Genomic DNA, 21,271 nt, shown 5'->3' with positions numbered 1-21,271 from the left:
GATTACTCAAAAGCTGTTGCTAAGTTTTCAGATCTTAATATTCGCATAATATCGACACAGTCGTTTGAAATCATGTAGTAAACGGTATGTTTGCCATAAACACTGCGCCGATACCCTGAACGTATATAGTCCACAGCTTGATAATGAAGTGGATTTTCAGCAATGGACTGAAATTTAATAATTAAACCATCAACATATGATTTGGCTTTTGATAAACCAAAGTTATCAATACCATATTCGAAAAGCTGTTCGAAATCCTTATCCGCAGCACTACTTAATTTATAGTTCGCCATTAGCTTGCTTTCGTGCAATTACTGCATTAACAATATCTTCTGCTGAACGAGAGCTAAAGCCACTTTGTTCGGCCTTAATAAGCTCTTTTTTAATAATATCAATTTCATTAGAGCGTGCTTGTTCTTTTCTAATCAAATCACGTAACAACTCACTATCGCTTGCATAGTTTCCTGTAGCAAGTTGCGATTGCAACCACAACTCTTGTTGATCAGTTATAGTGATACTTTTCTTTACCATAGCCATAATAGACACCTCGTAAGTATATATTCCTACTTTATACTACCACATATAAGTGCAGTACGGAATATTGAAGGTTAGACTTAAAAGTTACTATTCAAAGACAAAGTGATAAGAAAATGAGTAAGGTATTGGCCTTGACCAATAATCCATCTAGATGGTTATTATGATTGGCGAAACAGCCCCGCTAAAGTTATCACCGAATCAGAGCTAATGTTATATCGACGAACTAAGGCTTTGTTTACTTAAGTAACCATTAGTGGACTAAAAGAAGAGCATCAGAAAACGCACCCGTTTGCTCAAAATAATTAAGATGATTTAAACCCTTGTAATTTATAAGTCAAAATAACGAGTTTTGTGATTTATAAATATGGACTATTAAATCAGAATACGCTATAAAGTGATTTATAACGAGTAAGGATTTAAATCATATGTATCACTGGCAACATAAAAACTGGCCTCAATTTGACTATGATTCGGCACGCTTCGAGGCGAGTGTCAGCGAGTATTCGAAAAAGGCCTACAGCATTGAAGGGGCATTATCGCAAATTCCCACAAATGACCATAACGATGCCTTTGTTCATTTACTGGTAGAAGAAGCATTAAGCACTAGCGCTATCGAAGGTGAGAATCTTAACCGTGAGGAAGTGCGCTCATCAGTTGCACGTTTTCTTGGATTAAAAGAACCGGAGCGTGGTGGCTACTTTCCTAAAGAAAAAGGCATTGCTGCCATGTTGGTTGATGTGCGTAAGAGCATTAAAAGCGCCATGTCTAAAACTTTACTGTGTCATTGGCACACGCTTCTACTGCACGGCAGTGAAGATTACTATGTAACCCCCATTACTAAAGGCGATTATCGTGACTCGTCCATAGATGTCGTAAGAGAAGATCTATACGGTGACAGTGAAATCATATACAAAGCACCAGGTAATAATCGCATTGAGGTTGAACGGGAAATGGGTGCGTTTATACAGTGGTATAACAACGCCAATTGTTCAGGACCGATAAAAGCTGCAATTGCTCATTTATGGTTTGTTGCTATTCACCCGTTTCAAGACGGTAATGGCCGAGTAGGTAGAGCGATTGCTGAGCATGCCTTATTTCAAGATTTTTCGAAACCGCCGCTTTTTAGTATGTCTAGCATGATAAATGCTCATCGCATGGAGTATTACCAGCAACTTAGAAGCACCAATTCCAGTTTGCAAATTAATGAGTGGATAGCCTGGTTTGTTGAGCTAGTGAAAACTTCGCAAGATAAGTCACTTGAGTCTGTTGAATTTGTATTGCAAAAATCAAAGTTTTGGGCGGAATATGGTGAGGTCAAGCTCAACCAACGCCAAGATAAGGTGATGAAAAAAATCTTTACAGTAGGCGCTGACGGCTTTGTGCGTGATGGTTTAACTAATGAGAAATATCGAGCGATTACTGGTGCGCCACCAGCAACCGCTACAAGAGATTTAAAATCATTGGTTGATAATGGCTTACTTTATCCATCAGGTGAAGGTAAGCGTGGCTTACGTTATTTTGTTAACTTCCCACAAGATAACAATCTGTTTGTAGGTAAAGAAGATGCTCCATTGGTGGATGATGTTAGCTTAAGCAAAATCTTAAAGAAAATAGAGCGTAACCTTGAGTATTTTCGTGGTGAGAAAAACCCAGGGTTAACAAAACTGATTGACGAATATGAAGCATTGTCATTAGATGATGAGGCATCGAAGAAAAAGCTTGAAAACCTCTTAAGGAAAAACAGCTAAAAGCGGTTTACATTTACGAGTTTATGAATGTATTTTTGGAAATGGTTGGCACCTCACTAAAACCTAACTTTTGAGTGGGTTTCCAGTCATTAAATCCTTATCAAAAGTAAACCTATGCTCTTTAGGGTTATTTAAGCACTTACCTATGATACGTCTATTAAATAGCGACTGACTTTCTAGTTGAACAGAGTTTTTTAAGTTGTATTTGTGGTTGCAAATAGGGCAAGTGCCATCAACAACGACTGATAAAATTTCTCGTTCAATATCTAAAAAACTATCTGAGTTTTTTACGTTTTTTACCTTAGATATACAAACAGCACCAATAGGTTGAAAAACATGTTCTATGAAAGTAATTTTTTGTGTTGCCAGCTTAATTACATTCCAGACTGGGTTGAATAGTAAAAAGTAACCTAATACCAGAAGTCCCCAATAAGTTAACGGGATCAATTGCATCAAAAAGCCAAGTGCAATTGGTGCAGCGATGAAATATATCAATACTGCTAATAAAAATGCTTGTCGCTGCCTTGTTTTTGCAAAGAACTTTGCTGCAAGTTTTAAATACCATGGTGTTCGTCTTAATTTTTTAGTGCGGTACTTAATAACATCTATGATCGGTTGAGTTGTTTGTTTTTCTAAGTTTTGAAGAGATGGTGATGTATCTGCTAAATCTTCAACATCAACATAGTAATACGTTGGATTACCAGACCCACCACCAACATGAGTTTTAATGACTGGTCTTTTAGTTAATTCTAACTCTTCATTTCTACTATCAATTTCATCTTTATACTTTTCGAGAAAGTAGATGAACTTATCAAGGTGATTACCGTAAGTCCTTTCTGACCTGTCTTTATCAGGATGAAAGTCCCTTAATGTAGGCTTTTCAAGTCGTTCATTTTTTCTTAAATGATTAATACAAGCCCTCAAAAATATTTCACCATCAGGACTTTTTATCTTATCTTCTAAAAACTCTACAGCATTACTTAAATAAGAAATCTTTTTGTTTTCCATAACTTACTAGTTCCATTTTCCGGTATTTCTAGAATTTCACGATTAATTTTTTGTTCTGGTTGATTATCCACTTCGAGCGGAGTAACCGCCACTATTATTTTAATTATTGGAGATAAACTAATGAACAATCAATCTGTTGAATTACAAAATGTAGAACTACTATTTGGATTAAAAGACGAGAAAATCGTCTTAGTTAATGATGTTGAACAAGGGCTCGATTGTGGCTGTTTTTGCCCACACTGTAATTCACGCCTAGTCGCTAAAAAAGGAAGTATACGTCAGCACCACTTTGCCCATTATGAAAGTGATGATTGTCAGCATGGTCCTGAAACAGCATTACACCTGCTCGCCAAGCAAGTTATAAAAGAGCATGGGAAGGTATTAATGCCATCGCACTATGACAACTATGAACTAGAAGACTCACTAGGTATTAATCACCAACACTCTACTTACATGAAACAAAGTATGACTCATTTAAGCCAGGTTGAAATTGAGAAACCACTTGAAGGCTACCAACCTGATGTTTCAGCAATTACAGAAAATGGTGATCCTTTGGATATTGAAATACTTGTAACTCATGCTGTAGATGAAGAAAAGTCGGCATTACAGGCGCAATCACACCGCAAGATGATAGAAATAGACTTATCTATGTTGCCTCGAACAAGCAGTTACGATGACATAGTAATCGCAACACTTTATGAAGCACCGCGAAAATTTATTAGTGGTGAGGAAAAGAACTTAAAATCTGAAATAAATGATAAAGTGGATATCATCAATCAGAGCCACTCAAGTCATGAAAAAATAAAGGCTATGCATGGCACTTCTGAAGGAAAAGTGCTTTTAATGGGGTATAAATTTGGAGAAGGATATTCACCGAAGTATAAATCCCAATTTAAACTTGGCCATCTTTTCTTTATAAAACCAGTTCAAAGCACAAGTACTAAGAATTTCACTCTCAAAGCGAGCGGTGGAAATGAATTGGCTACACGAGATGTTCACGAAAATGTATTAGAGCAACTAAAAGGTCTAGAGCTACCAGCGTTAGTCTCTTTAACCTTTGAAGCGAAACATTCAATAGGTCACAACACCAAATTTATTGTGGCGGGCATAAAGTCAGAGTGTTTGTAAAGTTTCATATAGTTAAGTAAATTTATAGTTAAAGTGATTAGTAACCAAAAAACACGATGACTGTATACATTTACAGTTGTCGTAATTTAACCTATGATTAGTTAACTCCAATTTATCATAGGGTTCCTCATGAAAAACAAACTGACAAGCCAAATCAAAGATATTAAAGGAAAGTTGTCAGTTTCTCACGGAGATAACGTAGAGTTTGGTATAGGTAAGCAGGTTAATTTATGGAAAAGTCATAATACTGATGTGCCAGGTGATATTTATGAGCGTGTATTGGACATAGTTAAAACAGATGATTTAGTTTCTAAATGGTTGAGCACTAAGAGACCATTTTTTAAAGGGAAAGCGGCTATTGAGCTGGTTGGAACTGATGAAGGAAAAGAAAAGGTGATAGAGTTCATAGACAGGTTAACTATGGGAGACTTATCATAAATTTCCCACAAGATAGCATCAAAATACCAACTGAAATATGAAAACGATAGTAGTAATGAAAGAGCTCAGCAATAATAAAAACATCTCGTTTTACAGTGATAACTCAACTTCACTATTTAACCAATACCAGTCGCTTTCATTTGATGCTGTTCATCAATCCTGGCTAGGTACTGTTAACTTATCAAAGTACAAAACAGTGTTTTAGATATCGGGACAGGAAGTGGGCGTGATGCTCTCGCATTACATGATTTAGGGTTATGCGTTACCGCAATCGAACCATCACACCCCCTTATGGATAAAGGGATGGCTCTAACTGGTGATAAAGTTACGTGGAAAAGTGATACTTTGCCCGAGTTACCATCAATAAATGAAAATACCTACGATGTAATTCTAATAAGTGCTGTTTGGATGCACCTAACTAAAGAGCAACAAAGCCAAAGCTTAAAGCGATTAAGTACATTGTTGAATGATAACGGCATACTCGTTATTACCTTAAGACATGGTGAGTTTAACGATGGAAGAAAAGCATTTGATGTAAATGCCGCACGTTTAATCGAAGAGGCTAAAGCGTTCCATCTAACAGTATTCTACACAGATAACGACACAGACCAACTTAATCGTCCTGATGTTTGTTGGGAAACTGTAGTTTTTACACGTAAGTCTTAGATTTTACTATTGTTCCTTGATACTATTTCATCATTAAAGTGAAATAAGGATTGTGATGTACCGAGGACAGTTAACGAAATGGGATAATGTCAAAGGCTTTGGCTTTATAAAGTGTTCCGAATTAAAACAAGATACCTTTATTCATATCTCTGCGCTCAAGCATATGAGCCGAAAGCCTAAACAAGGCGACTTCATTCATTTTGATGTTGAGCAACATAAAGGAAAATCTAGAGCGACTAATGCTCGTATTGAAGGCGTAAAAGCGAATTCATCCTTTAAAGTTTCCAAAAGTTATAAACCTCGCTCAGGCAATAAATTTATCTATGCTGCCGTCATTGTCGCTATCGCTGCATTCACGTTTCAGCGCCTTGATTTAGGTAAAAGCAACCAAGCACCGCAAACACAATTTACACCAACGGCAATACCAACAAAGATTACTCCAACACAGCACTTTACCTGTGATAGACGCCAGCATTGCAGCCAAATGACATCTCGTGCAGAAGCAGAGTTTTTTACTAAACATTGTCCTAATACAAAAATGGATGGAGATAATGATGGTATACCTTGTGAAAACGATTCAAGGTTTTAACTAATGACACTGGCATTCTATAACAACAAACTTCAAAGCATTAGGCCTGACAAATCATCTGGCAGGGCCAAGCCTCATAAGGTTTGTATGATGTTTGCGGTCATGGACTTAATCGAACAAGGCCATATTCAAGATAACCGTATTTACTATGATGAAACACTGAAGAAGCGCTTTAGCTGGCACTTCATGCGACTAAAGCAAGGTAATGACGCAGATAGTCCGTTCTTACCATTTTATCATTTAAAGTCCTCTGGGCTTTGGCACTTAGATGTATTACATGAGAATAAACCTGCGTTTGATTCAATCAAATCAGCAACAGATGCCAATATACGTAAGCTTGTTAACTTTGCTTACCTTGATGAAGCACTTTTTGATTTCCTTAAAAGTCCAAACACAGCGCCGATACTAAGGAATGCGTTAACAGCAAACCTAGATACACTCGAAGACCAATATGGTCGCTGGGCTAAATCCATTGGTAAGTCAGATAAAACCATTAAGAACTATGTGGGAGCGCTGAAAAACTCTATTCCTAATTGGTTAAACGATGCCGGTGTTACCAAGCAAAGCTTACTTAGCGTTGGCTCGTTTGTGGAACACGAGAATATCGTCAGTAAAACCTATGAAGTGCGAGAGTTTGTTGAAAAAGATAAACGTGGCAATGGCATGTATAGCGCAGCTATTAACAGCTATAAATCCTTTTTATCTGATATCACACAAGCTGAAGTACAACATGATATTGATGAAATCATCCTAGATAAAACCATTCCTGATACGCAAAAAGCCGTAATGGTAAATACTCGTGTTGGGCAAGGACGATTTAGAGAAGATTTGATTAACCATTGGCAGGGCTGTGCGGTTACTAAATTTCAAAACTACTCGTTTTTAATCGCATCACATATCAAGCCATGGTCAAAATCAGATAACGAAGAGCGTTTAGATCCATTCAATGGATTACTGCTCCTGGCCAACATCGATAAAGCGTTTGATTTAGGTTATATCAGTTTCGACGATCGGGGTCGTATATTGATATCCGATCATCTAGAAGAATATCAAGCTCTTTGCATAAATGCAGACATGAATGTTCTGCTCGCTAAGCAGCATCAGGATTACTTGGCGTATCACCGCGAAAAACAGTTTAGGCAGTAAATAATTAATGAACGTCGTAGAAACTCAAACTCATGGATGAACAAGGAATAGAAGAGTATATCTGGAATGACAGCGAGATTGACGAATCACAGTTTGATGTAGATTGGCATTATACTGAGGTGCTTTGTGACATGATTCCTAAGCTGAGAAATAGCTTTGCACATGGTTCGAAAGATTTATATACGATGTTGTAGGTTTTTTTGAAGATATTTCAACTATTATAAACAGCATTTATCGAGATGAAGTTCAAAAAACAAGCAAGTAAAATAAAAAACTGAGAATAGAAATATGAAATTATAATATTTCTTAATATATTTCAATCGCTTATTGGTATAGCAAGTGCTACTAGATGAAAGCAGGGCAGTCATAACCTGATATAAATCAAACAAGTGTGTTTAATTATCAGACAAATAACCAATATTGACATTTTATCTATTGAGGTGTGATTCATTATGAGACATACTGACTTTGACTATTTGAATAATAAAAAGAAATTTCTACGATATGGACAATCAATTGGAAAAGTTAAGCTACGCTCAGCAGCAGCGTCTCGCCTATATTGACTTTAAGTTGTATTTTACCGGTAGCGTTACACGCTCCGAAATTGTCCAGCACTTCAAGCTTGGTGTTTCTGCCGCGACTCGCGATATAAACCTCTATAAAGAACATGCGCCAAAGAACATGGCGTATGACAATACACAAAAGAAATACTTTCTAACCAACAGCTTTAAACCACTATTTAAGCATGACGCTAAGCGCACGCTAGTTAAGCTTGCACATCAAATCTCTGATGGCTTTGATGCCATTGGTGATGTTGAGTTTCCAGTAGAGCAACCAAGCCAGCTTAACGTACCTGATATCAATGTTATCGCCAAGCTTACTCAAGCAATGATAAACGGCAAAGCGGTAAGTGTTATCTACACCTCACTTTCAAGTGGCTCTGGTGCTCGTGAACTAGTACCACATACCATTGTAGATAATGGCCTTCGCTGGCATGTACGTGCTTATGACAGAAAAAGTAATGCGTTTAGAGACTTTGTATTAACACGCCTAGCCAAAGTAACGGTTATTAATAATGAACCTGAAGTAAATGAAATTAAGGTTCAAGATGAACAGTGGAATACCATCATGCCACTTGAAATCGTGCCACACCCTAAGAATGTTGAATATCCAACCGCCATCAAAATGGACTACGGTATGGAAAATGGCGTACTCAAATTAGATGTTAGGGCTGCAATGGCAGGTTATCTATTAAGACGTTGGAACGTGGATTGTTCTGAAAGTGCCTTACTTTCAGGCCCCGAATATCAGCTTTATTTACAGAATAATCAAACCTTGCTTATTACAAAAGAGCAAGGAGTAGAAAACTTGGCTATAGCACCAGGATATCAGCAAAATTAAAAACAAATTTAAATATATAAATTTGGGGAAGAAATCATGGCAGAAATAGATATATCGGACGTATTAAACTTAGCCCTTAAAAATTTACCAAGTAAAGACATACAACAAGCGATGCTCGATGAAGTGAAACAACGTATGGAAAATGGCGAGAGTGAAGAGCTCGCAATCCACAACGTTTTTGGCAATAACTCACCGCTTAACAAAGCACATTAGTGCTAATCAAATATTATTGGAATACAAATGGATCACAGCGCACATAACAAACTTATCTCTTTTATCTGGTCAATTGCTGACGATTGCCTGCGTGATGTATACGTACGTGGTAAATACCGTGACGTAATTTTACCTATGGTGGTATTACGCCGTTTAGATACGTTGCTAGAGCCCACTAAACAAGCAGTGCTTGATGAAGTTAAATTCCAATTTGAGGAAATGGAAGCAACAGAGCTTGATGATGCGCCGTTAATTGATGCCGCAGGATATGTGTTTTACAACACTTCTAAATGGACATTAACCAGCATTAAAGAAACCGCAACCAATAACCGCCAAATTATTTTGGCGAATATTGAAGAATACCTAAACGGTTTTAGTGCCAACGTTAAAGAAATTATCGAATGCTTTAATCTTAAATCTCAATTTCAACACATGGCAAGTAAAGACGTATTGCTTGATGTATTAGAGAAATTTGTCTCTCCTTATATCAACTTAACGCCTGACGAAGTTGAAGACCCAGAAGGTAATAAACTGCCTGCCTTGAGCAACTTAGGCATGGGTTATGTCTTTGAAGAATTAATCCGTAAATTTAATGAAGATAACAACGAAGAGGCTGGTGAGCACTTTACCCCACGTGAAGTAATTGAGTTAATGACTCACCTTGTATTTGACCCAATTAAATCAGACTTACCTCTCACTTTAACCTGTTATGACCCTGCTTGTGGTAGTGGCGGTATGCTTACCGAAACACAAAACTTTATTAATGAAAAATACCCAGTAGAAAATACCACCCGCGATATTAATTTATACGGTAAAGAGATCAACGACGAAACTTACGCTATTTGTAAGTCAGACATGATGATCAAAGGTAATGATCCTAAAAACATTAAAGTAGGTTCAACGCTTTCTACTGATGAATTTGCAGGTCAACGTTTTGATTTTTGTTTATCGAACCCGCCATACGGTAAAAGTTGGGCAAGTGAACAAAAGCATATTAAAGAAGGCTCAGACGTTATCGACTCACGTTTTCAGGTCGTGTTAAAAGATTACTGGGGTAACTTACCGAAAGAAGGCTTTGTTGACGCAACTCCGCGTTCATCTGACGGCCAATTACTGTTTCTAATGGAAATGGTCAGCAAAATGAAGCCTACCATTTCTAGAGGTGGGAGCAGCCCGTTAGGCTCGCGTATTGCCTCTGTTCATAATGGCTCTAGTTTATTTACCGGTGATGCAGGCTCAGGCGAAAGTAACATTCGCCGCTACATTATCGAAAACGATATGCTAGATGCCATAGTGCAACTACCAAACAACTTGTTCTACAACACGGGTATCACTACCTATATTTGGTTACTTAACAATAACAAACCACAAGAGCGCAAAGGCAAGGTACAACTGATTGACGCAAGCTTGTTGTTTAAAAAGCTCCGTAAAAACTTAGGTAATAAAAACTGTGAGTTTTCACCAGAGCATATTACTGAAATTACCCAAACCTATCTTGATGCAGCAAGCGTTGAACGCCAATTGACGCAAGAGAAAGATCCAACAGGCATTGCGGCTAAAGTGTTTAATAATGATGATTTTGGTTACTACAAAGTAAATGTTGAACGCCCAGACAGACGCAGCGCTCAGTTTAAAGAGGAACTTATTGCACCACTGCGCTTTGACAAACCCCTCCGTGAGCCAATGGAGCACCTTTATGCAGAATATGGCGACAAGGTTTATCAAGCTGACTTTTTTACAGCTGACAATAAAGCGAAGGAAAAGGAAGTTATTGCTTGGTGTGAAGATAACGACATTAACCTAAACGCTAAAGCGAAAGCCAAGCTACTTTCAACCGATACTTGGCTAAATGGTAAGTTGCTTGTTGAACTTGCAAACAAGCTAGCTGAAACCATTACCACAGAGTACAACGATTACAACCTGTTTAAAGCTGATGTAGAAACACGTTTTAAAGAAGTTTCAGCTGAAGTGTTAGCAGAAATTAAGCCAAATAAGCGCAAAGCTTTTTACACCACCATTATAAATGCGGTGAGCTGGTACGATGAAAATGCTGAAAAAGTCATTAAGAAAGTGGTTAAATTTAAGCAAGACAAACTTGATGAATTATTAAACCATTTAGGCTGTAACGTGTCTGATTTAGCTGACTTTGGTCTTTTCGCAACAGAGAGTGCTACAGGAAATAAAAACGAGTTCACAACTTATGAGTCAAACTCCGATTTACGAGATGCTGAATCAGTACCGCTAACTTATAACGAAGGTAATGATAGCGATAACTCTGAAATCCACCAATATTTCCTTGATGAAGTACAACCACATGTTTCTGAAGCTTGGATAAATCTTGATAGCACCAAAATTGGTTATGAAATTAGCTTTAACAAATACTTCTACCAGCACAAACCTTTGCGAGCAATGGATGACGTGGCGACTGATATCATTAGCCTTGAACAAAAAGCTGAAGGGTTAATTGCTGAAATACTTGGGGTAGAGAGCATAGGTGTTGATATTGCTAAAGTACATGGAGCGTAGTTATGGGTGAACTAACGACTATGCCTAAGTATGAGGCATATAAAGACTCTGGCGTTGAATGGTTAGGTATTGTACCTGAACACTGGGATATATCTCCTTTATGTAGCAAAGCAACTCTTAAATCTATAACTAACAGAATCGATGAAGAGTTACTTTCAGTATATTTAGACAAGGGAGTTATTAGGTTTCAAGATGTTGAATCTAAAAGAACAAACGTTACCAGTCTTGACTTAAGCAAGTACCAGTTGGTTGAAATTGGGGATTTTGTTTTAAATAATCAGCAAGCTTGGCGAGGCTCTGTCGGGGTTTCTGACTATCAAGGCATTGTTAGTCCAGCATATTTGATCCTGAAGCTTTCAGAAGAAATTAATCTTAGGTTTGGTAATTATTTTTTTCGTGATAGAAACATGGTTTCTCAATACCTTATTTGTTCTAAAGGTGTTGGGACGATTCAAAGAAATCTATATTGGCCTCAACTTAAAAGAGTTTCTATTGCATTACCGCCAATGTCGGAACAAACAGCCATTGCCAACTTCCTCGATAATAAAACAGCACAAATTGATGAAGCGATTGCTATCAAAGAAAAGCAAATTGAGCTGTTAAAAGAGCGCAAGCAAATCATCATCCAGCAAGCAGTTACTCAAGGCTTAAACCCAGACGCACCAATGAAAGATTCTGGCGTTGATTGGATTGGCGAAATCCCTGAATACTGGGATTTTTCAAAGTTAAAATACTATATTGAAATTTTACCTGGCTATGCGTTTAAAAGTGAACTCTATTCAACAAAATCTACAGATATTAGGTTGCTTAGAGGTATTAATGTATCGCCTAGTTACACAAAATGGAATGAAGTTGTTTATTGGCCTGAAAATAAAGTAAAAGGGTTAGAAAAGTACTTTCTAGAAGAAGGTGATTTAGTAATTGCAATGGATAGGCCTTGGGTATCAAAAGGAATAAGAGTTACTGAAATAAAAAAAGATGATTTACCTTGCTTGCTTTTACAGCGAGTGGGCAGAATCCGAGGGAATAAAAATGCTTTAACTGCTTATATAAAGCTTTTACTTTCAACGAATCTATTCCTTGATTACTTTGGCCCGATGCTTACAGGTATAAGTGTTCCTCATATAAGCTCAGATCAAATAGAAGGTTTTTGTGCACCAATCCCACCAGTTGAAGAACAAGAAAAAATACTAGAATACCTTCATATTCATACTGAAAAACATGATGAAGGTATCTCGTCAACACAGCAACAAATTGAAAAACTCAAAGAATACAAAACCACACTGATCAACAGTGCAGTAACAGGAAAATTCAAGGTAGCGTAAATTATGGACAATACAAATTTAATTTCAAACCTATTGGGTGAGCGCAGTAATTTTATATTAATAGGCTTAACAGGACGTACTGGCTCCGGCTGTACTACAACAGCTGATTTACTTAGCGGTGGCCAATTACAGTTCCCTTCATCAAACGAAGTAAATTATAAAACTCAACCATATTTTTCAGGTATGGATAGTAAGCGCTACGAAATTGTTAGAAAGTATGCCATTGAAAATAACGATCCGTTTTCTGTCATCAAAATTAGTGAACTAATTAGTGCTAGGATCCTTAATCTTGATATAGCTGATTTTAAGGTGTTTATTGAGTCGGTTATTGATTCAGACTTACATCAAAAGCTGGATGACGTACTTAAAAAAGCTGAATTTGACAAAAGTCAGAAAGCTTTGAAAAAACTCACCAAAGAATGCGCTTACTTTTTAGATGGAACAAGCTCTCTTGATCACAAATTAAGTGAATTGAACTTAACTAAATGGTTTGATGTTATTAATCAGTTTACTTTAAAGCTAAAAGCCGTTTTAAAAACAGAACTGGCAAACAGTTATGTACCTATTTATCAAGGTGCAGGTGATTCTATTAGACGTACAAGAAAAATAGTGTCTAACTATAGAGGAGAGCAGTTTGATCCAGAAGGTCTATTTGAATTACCGAGAATGGTTAATCGTTTAGTAAAATTTTATCGATATAAAGATAAACAAACAGGTAAAAAAACCTATATAGCCATCGATACTATTCGTAACCCGTATGAGGCGAAGTATTTTAAAGACAGATATGCTGCTTTTAATTTGGTTTCTATTAACGCACCAACACATGATAGAAAAAAATATCTTCAAAATAAGTACAAATTCACCGTTGACCAAATAAAGCTAATTGATCAAAGAGAGTCTGGAAAATTTCCAGAAGAGAAAGCAAAAGAAACTAAATCTTGTGATTCTTGTGGGCAAACAACTCAACAAAAATCGGGCTTTGATAAATATGATGAGTTAATTATTTCAAATGTTAAACGTTGTATAGAAATATCTGATATACACTTATTTAACCCAAGAAATGAGCCAAAGAATCATAATGTTTTAAAAGCGCAATTAGCCTGGTATTTAAGTTTAATTAAACACCCAGGTTTAGTTACACCCACACCACTTGAACGAGTAATGCAAATAGCATTTACTGCTAAAATGAATTCTGGCTGTATCTCCCGACAAGTAGGGGCTGTAGTGACCGACGAGCACTATTCAATAAAAGCCGTTGGCTGGAATGATGTTGCCAAAGGGCAAGTCCCTTGTAATTTACGTTCACTTGATGAGCTGGAAAACTTTTCTAGTGATACAACATATAGTGAATATGAAAGAAATAACGAAGAGTTTAGAGAACGAGCCAATACTGAATTAATTAAAATAAAAGAACTAGGTGCCAAAGGGCGAAACTTAGCTTATTGCTTTAAATCTATTCAAAATAAAATTGATAATGAAAAAAACCAAGTGCATACACGTTCACTTCATGCTGAAGAAAATGCCTTTTTACAGTTATCGAAATATGGTGGTATTGGTATAGAGGGAGGCAAACTCTTTACCACAGCAAGCCCCTGTGAACTATGTGCTAAAAAAGCTTATCAATTGGGTATAAAAGAAATCATATTTATCGACCCGTACCCAGGAATTGCAATACAACACATAATCTCAATTGGCGAAAATCCACCAAAATTAATTCAGTTTAGAGGCGCAGTTGGTAAAGCTTATCATCAACTATATGAACCTCTTATGCCATATAAAGATGAATTAGGTTATTTAGCTAAGTAACAGGGAATTGGTATGTCGGTTGAAGTGGCAAGTTGTACCTTAACGCAGTTATTCAGTAAAGAAAGTATTGTTAGTGCTAGTAATACTGAAATTCATGGCGAGTTAGCCATACCTGAATATCAGCGCCCATATCGCTGGGGTGAAGTGCAAATAAAAAAACTGTTAAATGATTATCAGCTTTTTTTAAATGATTTAACGCAAAGTGACTCTGCTTATGGTTATTACCTCGGCAGTGTTATTTTGCATCAGTCAGCTGAAAATGGTCAGCTAAATATTATTGACGGTCAGCAACGCTTAACAACATTAGCGTTAATTGCCTATGTGCAATATTTATCTCATACGGCGAATGCAGCTAATCAACCTAACGAACAAGATGCATTTGAACTTAGCCCTTTTGAATTAACGCTTAGCTACGACTCACCTGAATCGCAACAACAAATCATCAAAAACCTGACTTGGTTACAGGAGTGGCTACAAAGCAATGCTAGCCAAATAGTCACATTTGATGCTAATAAAATTAATTTAACACTAGTTGTTACACGCTCAGAAGATGATGCCTATCGTTTTTTTGAAACCCAAAATACAGGTGGAGTAAGGCTAAGTGGCCCCGATATTATTAAAGCGCATCACCTTAGAGCCATTGCACGCCAAAACCAAAATGAGTTTGCCGCTAAATGGGAAGCATTGGGCGATTTAAACTCTGTTGTTGGTTCACTAGTGAAAGGGCGCTACTGGCAAAAGCTGTATAACCGTAATGTACCTTCTCATCGTCAACCACATTTAGTGAGAAGCGCAGTAGTAAATGAACTTGGCGAAAGTACGGGTAAAGGTGATGATATTGCGTTTGGTCGCTTTGAGCGAGCTTACCTACCAGATGGTGGTCAAATAGATAAACAAGCGCAACAAGGTTATGAATTAAGGCAGCCATTAAATAGCGGTGTTAATACTATTCATTATTTAAGCTATTTTGAACAATTAAGAAGCAATTACTTAACCGAGCCATTTAAAAACAACAAGGTCAAAAATAAGCAGCTAACTGCACAAACTCCCGCTCAAGCAGGAAACAGCCTTGCACGCTTCTTCCATTTTTATCAAAACCTGATCTGTCAACTTGACGGTTGTAGCTATGTAAAAGGGTTATACGATACTGCATTGCTTATTTACATTAGCCAATTTGGTGAACAGCAATTAGACATAGCCGCTAAGAAACTGTTTCGGGTTATCTACTCCCCAAGAGTAAGCAACCAAAAAGCGGTGAGAGAAAACTCTATATCAGCGTTTGTCCGTGATAACCCTGTACTTGACTGGATTGCAGCCAGTTATACACCAAACATGTGTTTCGACTATTTAGATCGTTTTAGCTTTAAAACAGACCCTGCCAATTTAGCCGTTGATAAAAATAGCGTTAAAAAGCGCTTTATATTTAACGTATTAAAGCATTTTGAAATAGAGGTAATTGAAGGCAGGTCAGCCCAAGCACTTGCTAACACTTATACCGCAGAGTTGGATGCTTATATTCTTCCTTTAGGCACTGAAACAGTGGCTACGAATCAGATGAGCAAGCGCAAAAATAATGGAGAGCAACATGGGTAATGTATTTACAGATGAAGCTAATGCAAAAGGATGTCAGGTGACACAACATCATGTTGAAACACAAGTGCTCACGTTAAATTACATTCAAAGCAATGCATATCAATTTAGTATTCCAAGTTATCAACGTCCCTATGTTTGGCCAGATGAAGCTGTATTAAAGCTATTTAAAGATATAAATGATGCTCGTGTTGCAAAAGAGCCTAATTACTTTATTGGTACGGTGCTTACTTCAATAGAGCAAGATGAAGATGGTAATGGTATTTATGAGCTAATTGATGGGCAGCAACGCACCACTACGTTAATACTTATTGCGCTTGCCTTTAAAATGGCAAAAGTTGATTCAGCTATTGCCGGTATTGCGGCTTTTAAAAAGCAACCGAGACTGCAATTTACTATTCGTGATCAAGTTCAACACTTATTAGGTAGTTTAGCTGGCTTAGATGATTATGTATTTCCAGGGCTAGAAGCCATTGGTGAAAACCCATATTTAAAACGCATATATGCAGCATTACAGGTATTAGAACAACAAGTTAAAGCCCTCAAACACGAAGATCGTATTTTATTAGGAGATTACATTTTTAATAATGTGCAATGGGTGAATAATATTGTCCCTCAGCAAATGGATTTAAATCGTTTATTTGCCACCATGAATACTGCTGGTATACAGCTTGAACAGACCGATATATTAAAGTCAAAACTACTTAAACAGGTTTCTACTAATAAGCCTTTATTTGATGCTATGTGGTTAGCGTGTGAACACATGGAAAATTACTTTGAACGTAATGTACGTAAAGTTTTCCCACACGCACCGTGGAATGATATTAAATCAGAACATTTAGCTTGTTTTGATGAAGCGTTATTTGTGAAAAACGCTGGCAGCACTGCGCAAAAAGTAGGCTTGACCATTATGCAACTAGCTGAGCAATTGAAAGCAAGTGCAGCGGACACAGATAAAAACATTGATGCTAGTACAAACTCGGATAATGGCAACGAGCAGGATTCTGGCACCTACGATTTAGAAACCGAAACCGTTTATTGTCGCCCAATTATTAGTTTTCCGTTATTACTTATCCACGCTTATCGAATTTACTTAGCACACCGAGCTGTTGAGTTAAAAGATGGTTCAGACGATGTTCTACCTCGTGTACACGCCGATAAGTTACTGGAAACTTTTGAGCCGCTTACTAAAGCAAGTGAAGAAGAAGTTAAAGAATTTATAAAAACGTTGTGGCAAGTGCGTTATCAGTTTGACCGTTGGGTAGTTAAGTGGGTTGAGCGTGATGATAGTGATGATGAACAGTTGCGCTTAACTTATCTGACAAGAAGCGAATCAAGTGGAAAACAGTACATTAACCGTACTCAAAAAGAGTTAAACGAATTAGTGATGCTGCAAAGTGTGCGTAACTTTACTGGTGAACGCAGTGCTCAGTATTGGATCACGCCTTTCATCGCAGGCTTGATGAAAGATAATATAACTGAAGATTCACAAGCTATAGCCTTGCTTGAGAAAATTGATAACGATTTATCATTGGCTGGTGAGTCGGAAACTCAAAAAACAGCTAGCTTCAAACAAGCAAAACAACAGCAACCTGAAGTAAATTCTTGGCAAGCAAACGTTGATTATTTTGCCCAAGCGAGAGGTACTAGTTTTGAACATTATTGGTTTCAAAAACTAGAATATATATTATGGAAACAAGAGCCAGATAGGCAGCTAGAACAGTTTAAAAAATACCGTATAACGGCTAAGAACTCTGTTGAGCACGTATATCCTCAGCATGAAGAGCATCAAAATATGTTGGAACGAGACTTCTTAGATGCATTTGGTAATTTAGTTTTATTAAGTCCAGGTGAAAACTCGTCATACAGCAATCAAGCGGTTAAGAAGAAGTTGGTTGATTTTGAAGCTAAGCCACAATATGACTCTTTAAAATTAAAAGGCATGTTCAAATTATTAAAAGAACAAAACGATTGGCAAGAAGATCAAATAAAACAACATCAGAAAGAAATGTTGAGTACATTAGCAATGCATTACGGTAACAAGGAATAATTATGGTTAGCCAAACAAATGAACAAGCTTTAGAAGCCGCAATTGAAAAGCACTTAACAGGTACGTGTTTAGAAGATTTAAAAGCCGGTGTTAAGGAAGCTGTACCTGCCTATAACAATGCTCTGTATAAGCTTGGCTATCCTGTTGACTTTGATATGCATTACGCTATAGATACCAACTACTTTTGGCAGTTTCTACAAAACACACAAGAGCAAGAGCTAGAAAAACTGAAGAAAAATAGCCCCAATGACTGGGAGCGTAAAGTACTTGAGCGTTTTGATAGACTGATCAAAAAACATGGCATTTTGCATTTGCTAAAAAAAGGCTTAAGTGTTGAAGATGCGCACTTAAACCTGATGTATCCAGCACCATTAGCTAGCAGTAGTGATTCTGTTAAACAAAACTTTAATGCCAATATATTCAGCTCAACTCGTCAATTAAGGTATTCAAAAACTAACCCGTTACAAGAAATTGATATGGTACTTTTTATCAATGGTATTCCGTTGATAACACTAGAGCTGAAAAATGCTTGGACCGGTCAAAATGCGCGTTACCATGGGCAAAAGCAGTATCGTAATGATAGAGATACCTCGCAGTCGTTATTGCAGTTTGGTCGTTGTTTAGTGCATATGGCGGTTGATACTGACGAAGTATATATGACTACCAAGTTGGCAGGTAAAAGTACCTTCTTTTTACCGTTTAACAAAGGTAATAATCATGGTCAGGGCAACCCACCTAACATGTATGGCCACAAGACTAGTTACTTATGGGAAGAGGTCTTTTCTAAAGCGAGTCTTGCTAACATCATCCAGCACTTTGTTCGTTTAGATGGTAGTAGCAAAGATGACTTGAAGAAACGTACCTTGTTCTTTCCTCGTTACCACCAAATGGATGTTGTTCGTCGCTTAATTGACCATGCTTCAACTAACGGTGTTGGTCACACTTATTTAATTCAGCACTCTGCCGGTTCAGGTAAGTCGAACTCAATTACTTGGGCTGCCTATCAGTTAATAGAAACGTATCCTGCTACTGCTGATATTCAAGGTAGTAAAGGTGTTGAACAACCGTTATTTGACTCAGTAATCGTGGTTACTGATAGACGATTACTTGATAAACAACTTAGAGATAACATTAAAGAATTCTCAGAAGTTAAGAACATTGTTGCCCCTGCATTTAAATCATCTGAGCTTAAATCTGCCTTAGAAAATGGCAAGAAAATTATCATTACTACTATTCAAAAATTCCCATTTATTATTGATGGACTTGCAAATTTAAGTGATAAACGATTTGCAGTGGTTATTGATGAGGCTCACAGCTCCCAAGATGGAGATACATCAGGAAAGATGAACGCTGCTATGGGTTTTGTCGACGATGAAGTTGTTGATAAAGCGCTTCGCAGTATAAAAGCTAGAAAGATGAACCCTAATGCATCTTATTTTGCTTTTACAGCAACACCTAAAAACTCTACATTGGAAAAGTTTGGCCAAAAACAAGAAGACGGTAGTTTTAAGCCATTCCATTTATATTCAATGAAGCAGGCAATAGAAGAAGGTTTTATTCTCGATGTTATTGCTAACTATACAACCTACAAAAGTTATTATGAGATTGAGAAGTCGATACAAGATAACCCTGAGTTTGATACCAAAAAAGCACAAAAACGATTGCGAGCTTATGTAGAAAGCAGCCAGCAGACCATAGACACCAAAGCTGAAATTATGCTTGAGCATTTTATTCCACAGGTAGTAAACACCAAAAAGCTACGTGGTAAAGGCAAAGGCATGGTTGTAACTCAGAATATTGTTACAGCTATTCGATATTACAAAGCTATGAGGCGAGTTCTAGAGGAGCAAGGCAATCCTTTCAAAATTGCGATAGCATTTTCGGGTACAAAAGAAGTAGACGGCATTGAGTATACTGAAGCTGATATGAACGGTTTTGCCGAAAGCAAAACTAAAGAAAAGTTTGATACTGATGAATACCGGTTATTAGTTGTTGCTAACAAATATCTTACTGGTTTTGATCAACCTAAACTATGTTCAATGTATGTAGATAAGAAGTTAGCAAGTGTACTTTGTGTGCAAACTCTATCTCGATTAAATCGCTCTGCGCCAAAGCTTGGTAAAAAGACAGAGGATTTATTTGTACTCGATTTCTTCAATACCGTTGATGATATTCAAAGAGCTTTCGATGATTTCTATACTTCTACAACACTTTCTCAAGCAACTGATGTCAATGTGTTACACGAGCTAAAAGATGCAATGGATGATGTTGGTGTTTATGAGTCGTACGAAGTCAAAGAGTTTTTTGACCGCTATTTTAATGGTGAGGATGCACAAACATTAAGCCCAATTATTGATACTGCCGCTGAACGCTTTAATGAAGAACTAGATCTTGAAGATGATGATAAAATCGACTTTAAAGTAAAAGCTAAGCAGTTTGTGAAAATATATGGGCAAATGGCATCAATAATGCCATTTGAAATTGTCGGTTGGGAGAGACTATTTTGGTTCCTTAAATTCTTAATTCCAAAATTAAAAGTCAAAGATCCTGATTCAGATAAACTCGATGCTTTGCTAGATTCTGTAGACTTAAGTTCATATGGACTTCAGCGTACGAAACTTAATCACAGTATAACTTTAGATGCTGAAGAAACAGAATTAGATCCTCAAAACCCAAATCCTCGCGGTGCTCACGGTGGTGATGATGACAAAGATCCACTAGACGAGATCATTAAAAACTTTAACGAAAGATGGTTTCAAGGTTGGAGTGCGACACCTGAAGAGCAAAAAGTTAAATTTATAAACATTGCTGAAAGTGTGAAAAGTCACCCTGATTTTGAAGCGAAATACCAAAACAACCCTGATCCACATAACCGAGAATTAGCGTTTGAAAAAATGCTTAAAGAAGTCATGTTAGCAAGGCGTAAAGATGAGCTAGAGCTGTATAAGTTATTCGCTGGAGATAGTGCATTTAAAGCATCTTGGACACAGAGTATGCAAAGAAGTGTTGGTTTATAAAAAAGTTTGTTATTAATTTTTGGTATTTTACAGGCTATAAAAATATCACTTAAACATAAATTACCAAAAAACCAAGTGTTGAA

17 protein-coding genes are annotated in these 21,271 nt (G+C 37.1%); 14 read left to right on the top strand and 3 right to left on the bottom strand.

Features of this window, described 5'->3' with window-relative positions; genetic code table 11:
- Window positions 1-2: 2 nt before the first annotated feature.
- Window positions 3-293, bottom strand: coding sequence for a type II toxin-antitoxin system RelE/ParE family toxin (locus tag ACE1OF_RS05330; RefSeq protein WP_448893208.1), 291 nt, complete (start codon window positions 291-293; stop codon window positions 3-5).
- Window positions 280-537 carry a ribbon-helix-helix domain-containing protein gene (locus ACE1OF_RS05325; RefSeq protein ID WP_448893207.1) on the bottom strand — a complete coding sequence of 86 codons (258 nt, stop codon included), beginning with the start codon at window positions 535-537 and terminating at the stop codon, window positions 280-282. The genes ACE1OF_RS05330 and ACE1OF_RS05325 overlap by 14 nt, the downstream gene beginning before the upstream one ends.
- 425 nt (window positions 538-962) lie before the next feature.
- Here ACE1OF_RS05325 and ACE1OF_RS05320 point away from each other — a divergent pair, with 425 nt between their 5' ends.
- Window positions 963-2,285 carry a Fic family protein gene (locus ACE1OF_RS05320; RefSeq protein WP_448893206.1) on the top strand — a complete coding sequence of 441 codons (1,323 nt, stop codon included), beginning with the start codon at window positions 963-965 and terminating at the stop codon, window positions 2,283-2,285.
- Between the two features lie 63 nt (window positions 2,286-2,348).
- Here ACE1OF_RS05320 and ACE1OF_RS05315 read toward each other — a convergent pair whose 3' ends face one another.
- Window positions 2,349-3,293 (bottom strand): hypothetical protein, encoded by a 945-nt coding sequence (locus ACE1OF_RS05315; protein ID WP_448893205.1) that lies wholly within the window; start codon window positions 3,291-3,293, stop codon window positions 2,349-2,351.
- A gap of 120 nt (window positions 3,294-3,413) precedes the next feature.
- On the opposite strand from ACE1OF_RS05315, the gene ACE1OF_RS05310 reads away from it, so the two are divergent.
- The 13 genes from ACE1OF_RS05310 (at window position 3,414) to ACE1OF_RS05250 (ending at window position 21,188) form a co-directional block, all read left to right on the top strand.
- The gene (locus tag ACE1OF_RS05310) at window positions 3,414-4,421 is read left to right on the top strand and encodes a competence protein CoiA family protein (RefSeq protein ID WP_448893204.1); all 1,008 of its coding nucleotides are present in this window, start codon (window positions 3,414-3,416) and stop codon (window positions 4,419-4,421) included.
- Between the two features lie 129 nt (window positions 4,422-4,550).
- On the top strand, window positions 4,551-4,859 hold the full coding sequence (locus ACE1OF_RS05305; RefSeq protein ID WP_448893203.1) for an antitoxin Xre/MbcA/ParS toxin-binding domain-containing protein: 309 nt from the start codon (window positions 4,551-4,553) through the stop codon (window positions 4,857-4,859).
- Between the two features lie 180 nt (window positions 4,860-5,039).
- Entirely contained in the window at window positions 5,040-5,525 is a 486-nt protein-coding gene (locus tag ACE1OF_RS05300) for a class I SAM-dependent methyltransferase (protein WP_448893243.1), read from the top strand.
- 55 nt (window positions 5,526-5,580) lie between these two features.
- Window positions 5,581-6,114 (top strand): excalibur calcium-binding domain-containing protein, encoded by a 534-nt coding sequence (locus ACE1OF_RS05295; protein ID WP_448893202.1) that lies wholly within the window; start codon window positions 5,581-5,583, stop codon window positions 6,112-6,114.
- A 3-nt stretch (window positions 6,115-6,117) separates the two neighbouring features.
- Window positions 6,118-7,260, top strand: a complete 1,143-nt coding sequence (locus ACE1OF_RS05290) for an HNH endonuclease (protein WP_448893201.1) — start codon at window positions 6,118-6,120, stop codon at window positions 7,258-7,260.
- 504 nt (window positions 7,261-7,764) lie between these two features.
- Window positions 7,765-8,661, top strand: coding sequence for a WYL domain-containing protein (locus ACE1OF_RS05285; protein WP_448893200.1), 897 nt, complete (start codon window positions 7,765-7,767; stop codon window positions 8,659-8,661).
- Between the two features lie 36 nt (window positions 8,662-8,697).
- Window positions 8,698-8,874: a hypothetical protein gene (locus ACE1OF_RS05280; RefSeq protein WP_448893199.1), complete on the top strand. Its 177-nt coding sequence runs from the start codon at window positions 8,698-8,700 to the stop codon at window positions 8,872-8,874.
- 27 nt (window positions 8,875-8,901) lie between these two features.
- Window positions 8,902-11,400, top strand: coding sequence for a type I restriction-modification system subunit M (locus tag ACE1OF_RS05275; RefSeq protein ID WP_448893198.1), 2,499 nt, complete (start codon window positions 8,902-8,904; stop codon window positions 11,398-11,400).
- 2 nt (window positions 11,401-11,402) lie between these two features.
- Entirely contained in the window at window positions 11,403-12,725 is a 1,323-nt protein-coding gene (locus ACE1OF_RS05270; RefSeq protein ID WP_448893197.1) for a restriction endonuclease subunit S, read from the top strand.
- A 3-nt stretch (window positions 12,726-12,728) separates the two neighbouring features.
- The gene (locus tag ACE1OF_RS05265; RefSeq protein WP_448893196.1) at window positions 12,729-14,531 is read left to right on the top strand and encodes an anti-phage dCTP deaminase; all 1,803 of its coding nucleotides are present in this window, start codon (window positions 12,729-12,731) and stop codon (window positions 14,529-14,531) included.
- Window positions 14,532-14,543: 12 nt separating this feature from the next.
- Complete coding sequence (locus ACE1OF_RS05260) at window positions 14,544-16,124, top strand: DUF262 domain-containing protein (protein ID WP_448893195.1); 1,581 nt, start codon at window positions 14,544-14,546, stop codon at window positions 16,122-16,124.
- Window positions 16,117-18,171, top strand: coding sequence for a DUF262 domain-containing protein (locus tag ACE1OF_RS05255; RefSeq protein WP_448893194.1), 2,055 nt, complete (start codon window positions 16,117-16,119; stop codon window positions 18,169-18,171). The genes ACE1OF_RS05260 and ACE1OF_RS05255 overlap by 8 nt, the downstream gene beginning before the upstream one ends.
- Before the next feature lie 2 nt (window positions 18,172-18,173).
- A complete protein-coding gene (locus ACE1OF_RS05250; RefSeq protein WP_448893193.1) occupies window positions 18,174-21,188 on the top strand; it encodes a type I restriction endonuclease subunit R in 3,015 nt (1,004 codons plus the stop codon).
- Window positions 21,189-21,271: the final 83 nt, after the last annotated feature.

The organism is Colwellia sp. E150_009 (assembly GCF_053543955.1).
Note: the sequence above shows the minus strand (reverse complement) of the source record. Positions and strands in the feature narration are given on the sequence as shown.

What these genes read in the sequence shown, in the direction of transcription:
- ACE1OF_RS05315 (WP_448893205.1), bottom strand. Translation starts at nt 3,293, where the DNA reads ATGGAAAACAAAAAGATTTCTTATTTAAGTAATGCTGTAGAGTTTTTA.
- ACE1OF_RS05285 (WP_448893200.1), top strand. Translation starts at nt 7,765, where the DNA reads ATGGACAATCAATTGGAAAAGTTAAGCTACGCTCAGCAGCAGCGTCTC.
- ACE1OF_RS05280 (WP_448893199.1), top strand. Translation starts at nt 8,698, where the DNA reads ATGGCAGAAATAGATATATCGGACGTATTAAACTTAGCCCTTAAAAAT.
- ACE1OF_RS05310 (WP_448893204.1), top strand. Translation starts at nt 3,414, where the DNA reads ATGAACAATCAATCTGTTGAATTACAAAATGTAGAACTACTATTTGGA.
- ACE1OF_RS05265 (WP_448893196.1), top strand. Translation starts at nt 12,729, where the DNA reads ATGGACAATACAAATTTAATTTCAAACCTATTGGGTGAGCGCAGTAAT.
- ACE1OF_RS05270 (WP_448893197.1), top strand. Translation starts at nt 11,403, where the DNA reads ATGGGTGAACTAACGACTATGCCTAAGTATGAGGCATATAAAGACTCT.
- ACE1OF_RS05275 (WP_448893198.1), top strand. Translation starts at nt 8,902, where the DNA reads ATGGATCACAGCGCACATAACAAACTTATCTCTTTTATCTGGTCAATT.
- ACE1OF_RS05260 (WP_448893195.1), top strand. Translation starts at nt 14,544, where the DNA reads ATGTCGGTTGAAGTGGCAAGTTGTACCTTAACGCAGTTATTCAGTAAA.
- ACE1OF_RS05320 (WP_448893206.1), top strand. Translation starts at nt 963, where the DNA reads ATGTATCACTGGCAACATAAAAACTGGCCTCAATTTGACTATGATTCG.
- ACE1OF_RS05295 (WP_448893202.1), top strand. Translation starts at nt 5,581, where the DNA reads ATGTACCGAGGACAGTTAACGAAATGGGATAATGTCAAAGGCTTTGGC.
- ACE1OF_RS05290 (WP_448893201.1), top strand. Translation starts at nt 6,118, where the DNA reads ATGACACTGGCATTCTATAACAACAAACTTCAAAGCATTAGGCCTGAC.
- ACE1OF_RS05255 (WP_448893194.1), top strand. Translation starts at nt 16,117, where the DNA reads ATGGGTAATGTATTTACAGATGAAGCTAATGCAAAAGGATGTCAGGTG.
- ACE1OF_RS05325 (WP_448893207.1), bottom strand. Translation starts at nt 537, where the DNA reads ATGGCTATGGTAAAGAAAAGTATCACTATAACTGATCAACAAGAGTTG.
- ACE1OF_RS05250 (WP_448893193.1), top strand. Translation starts at nt 18,174, where the DNA reads ATGGTTAGCCAAACAAATGAACAAGCTTTAGAAGCCGCAATTGAAAAG.
- ACE1OF_RS05330 (WP_448893208.1), bottom strand. Translation starts at nt 293, where the DNA reads ATGGCGAACTATAAATTAAGTAGTGCTGCGGATAAGGATTTCGAACAG.
- ACE1OF_RS05305 (WP_448893203.1), top strand. Translation starts at nt 4,551, where the DNA reads ATGAAAAACAAACTGACAAGCCAAATCAAAGATATTAAAGGAAAGTTG.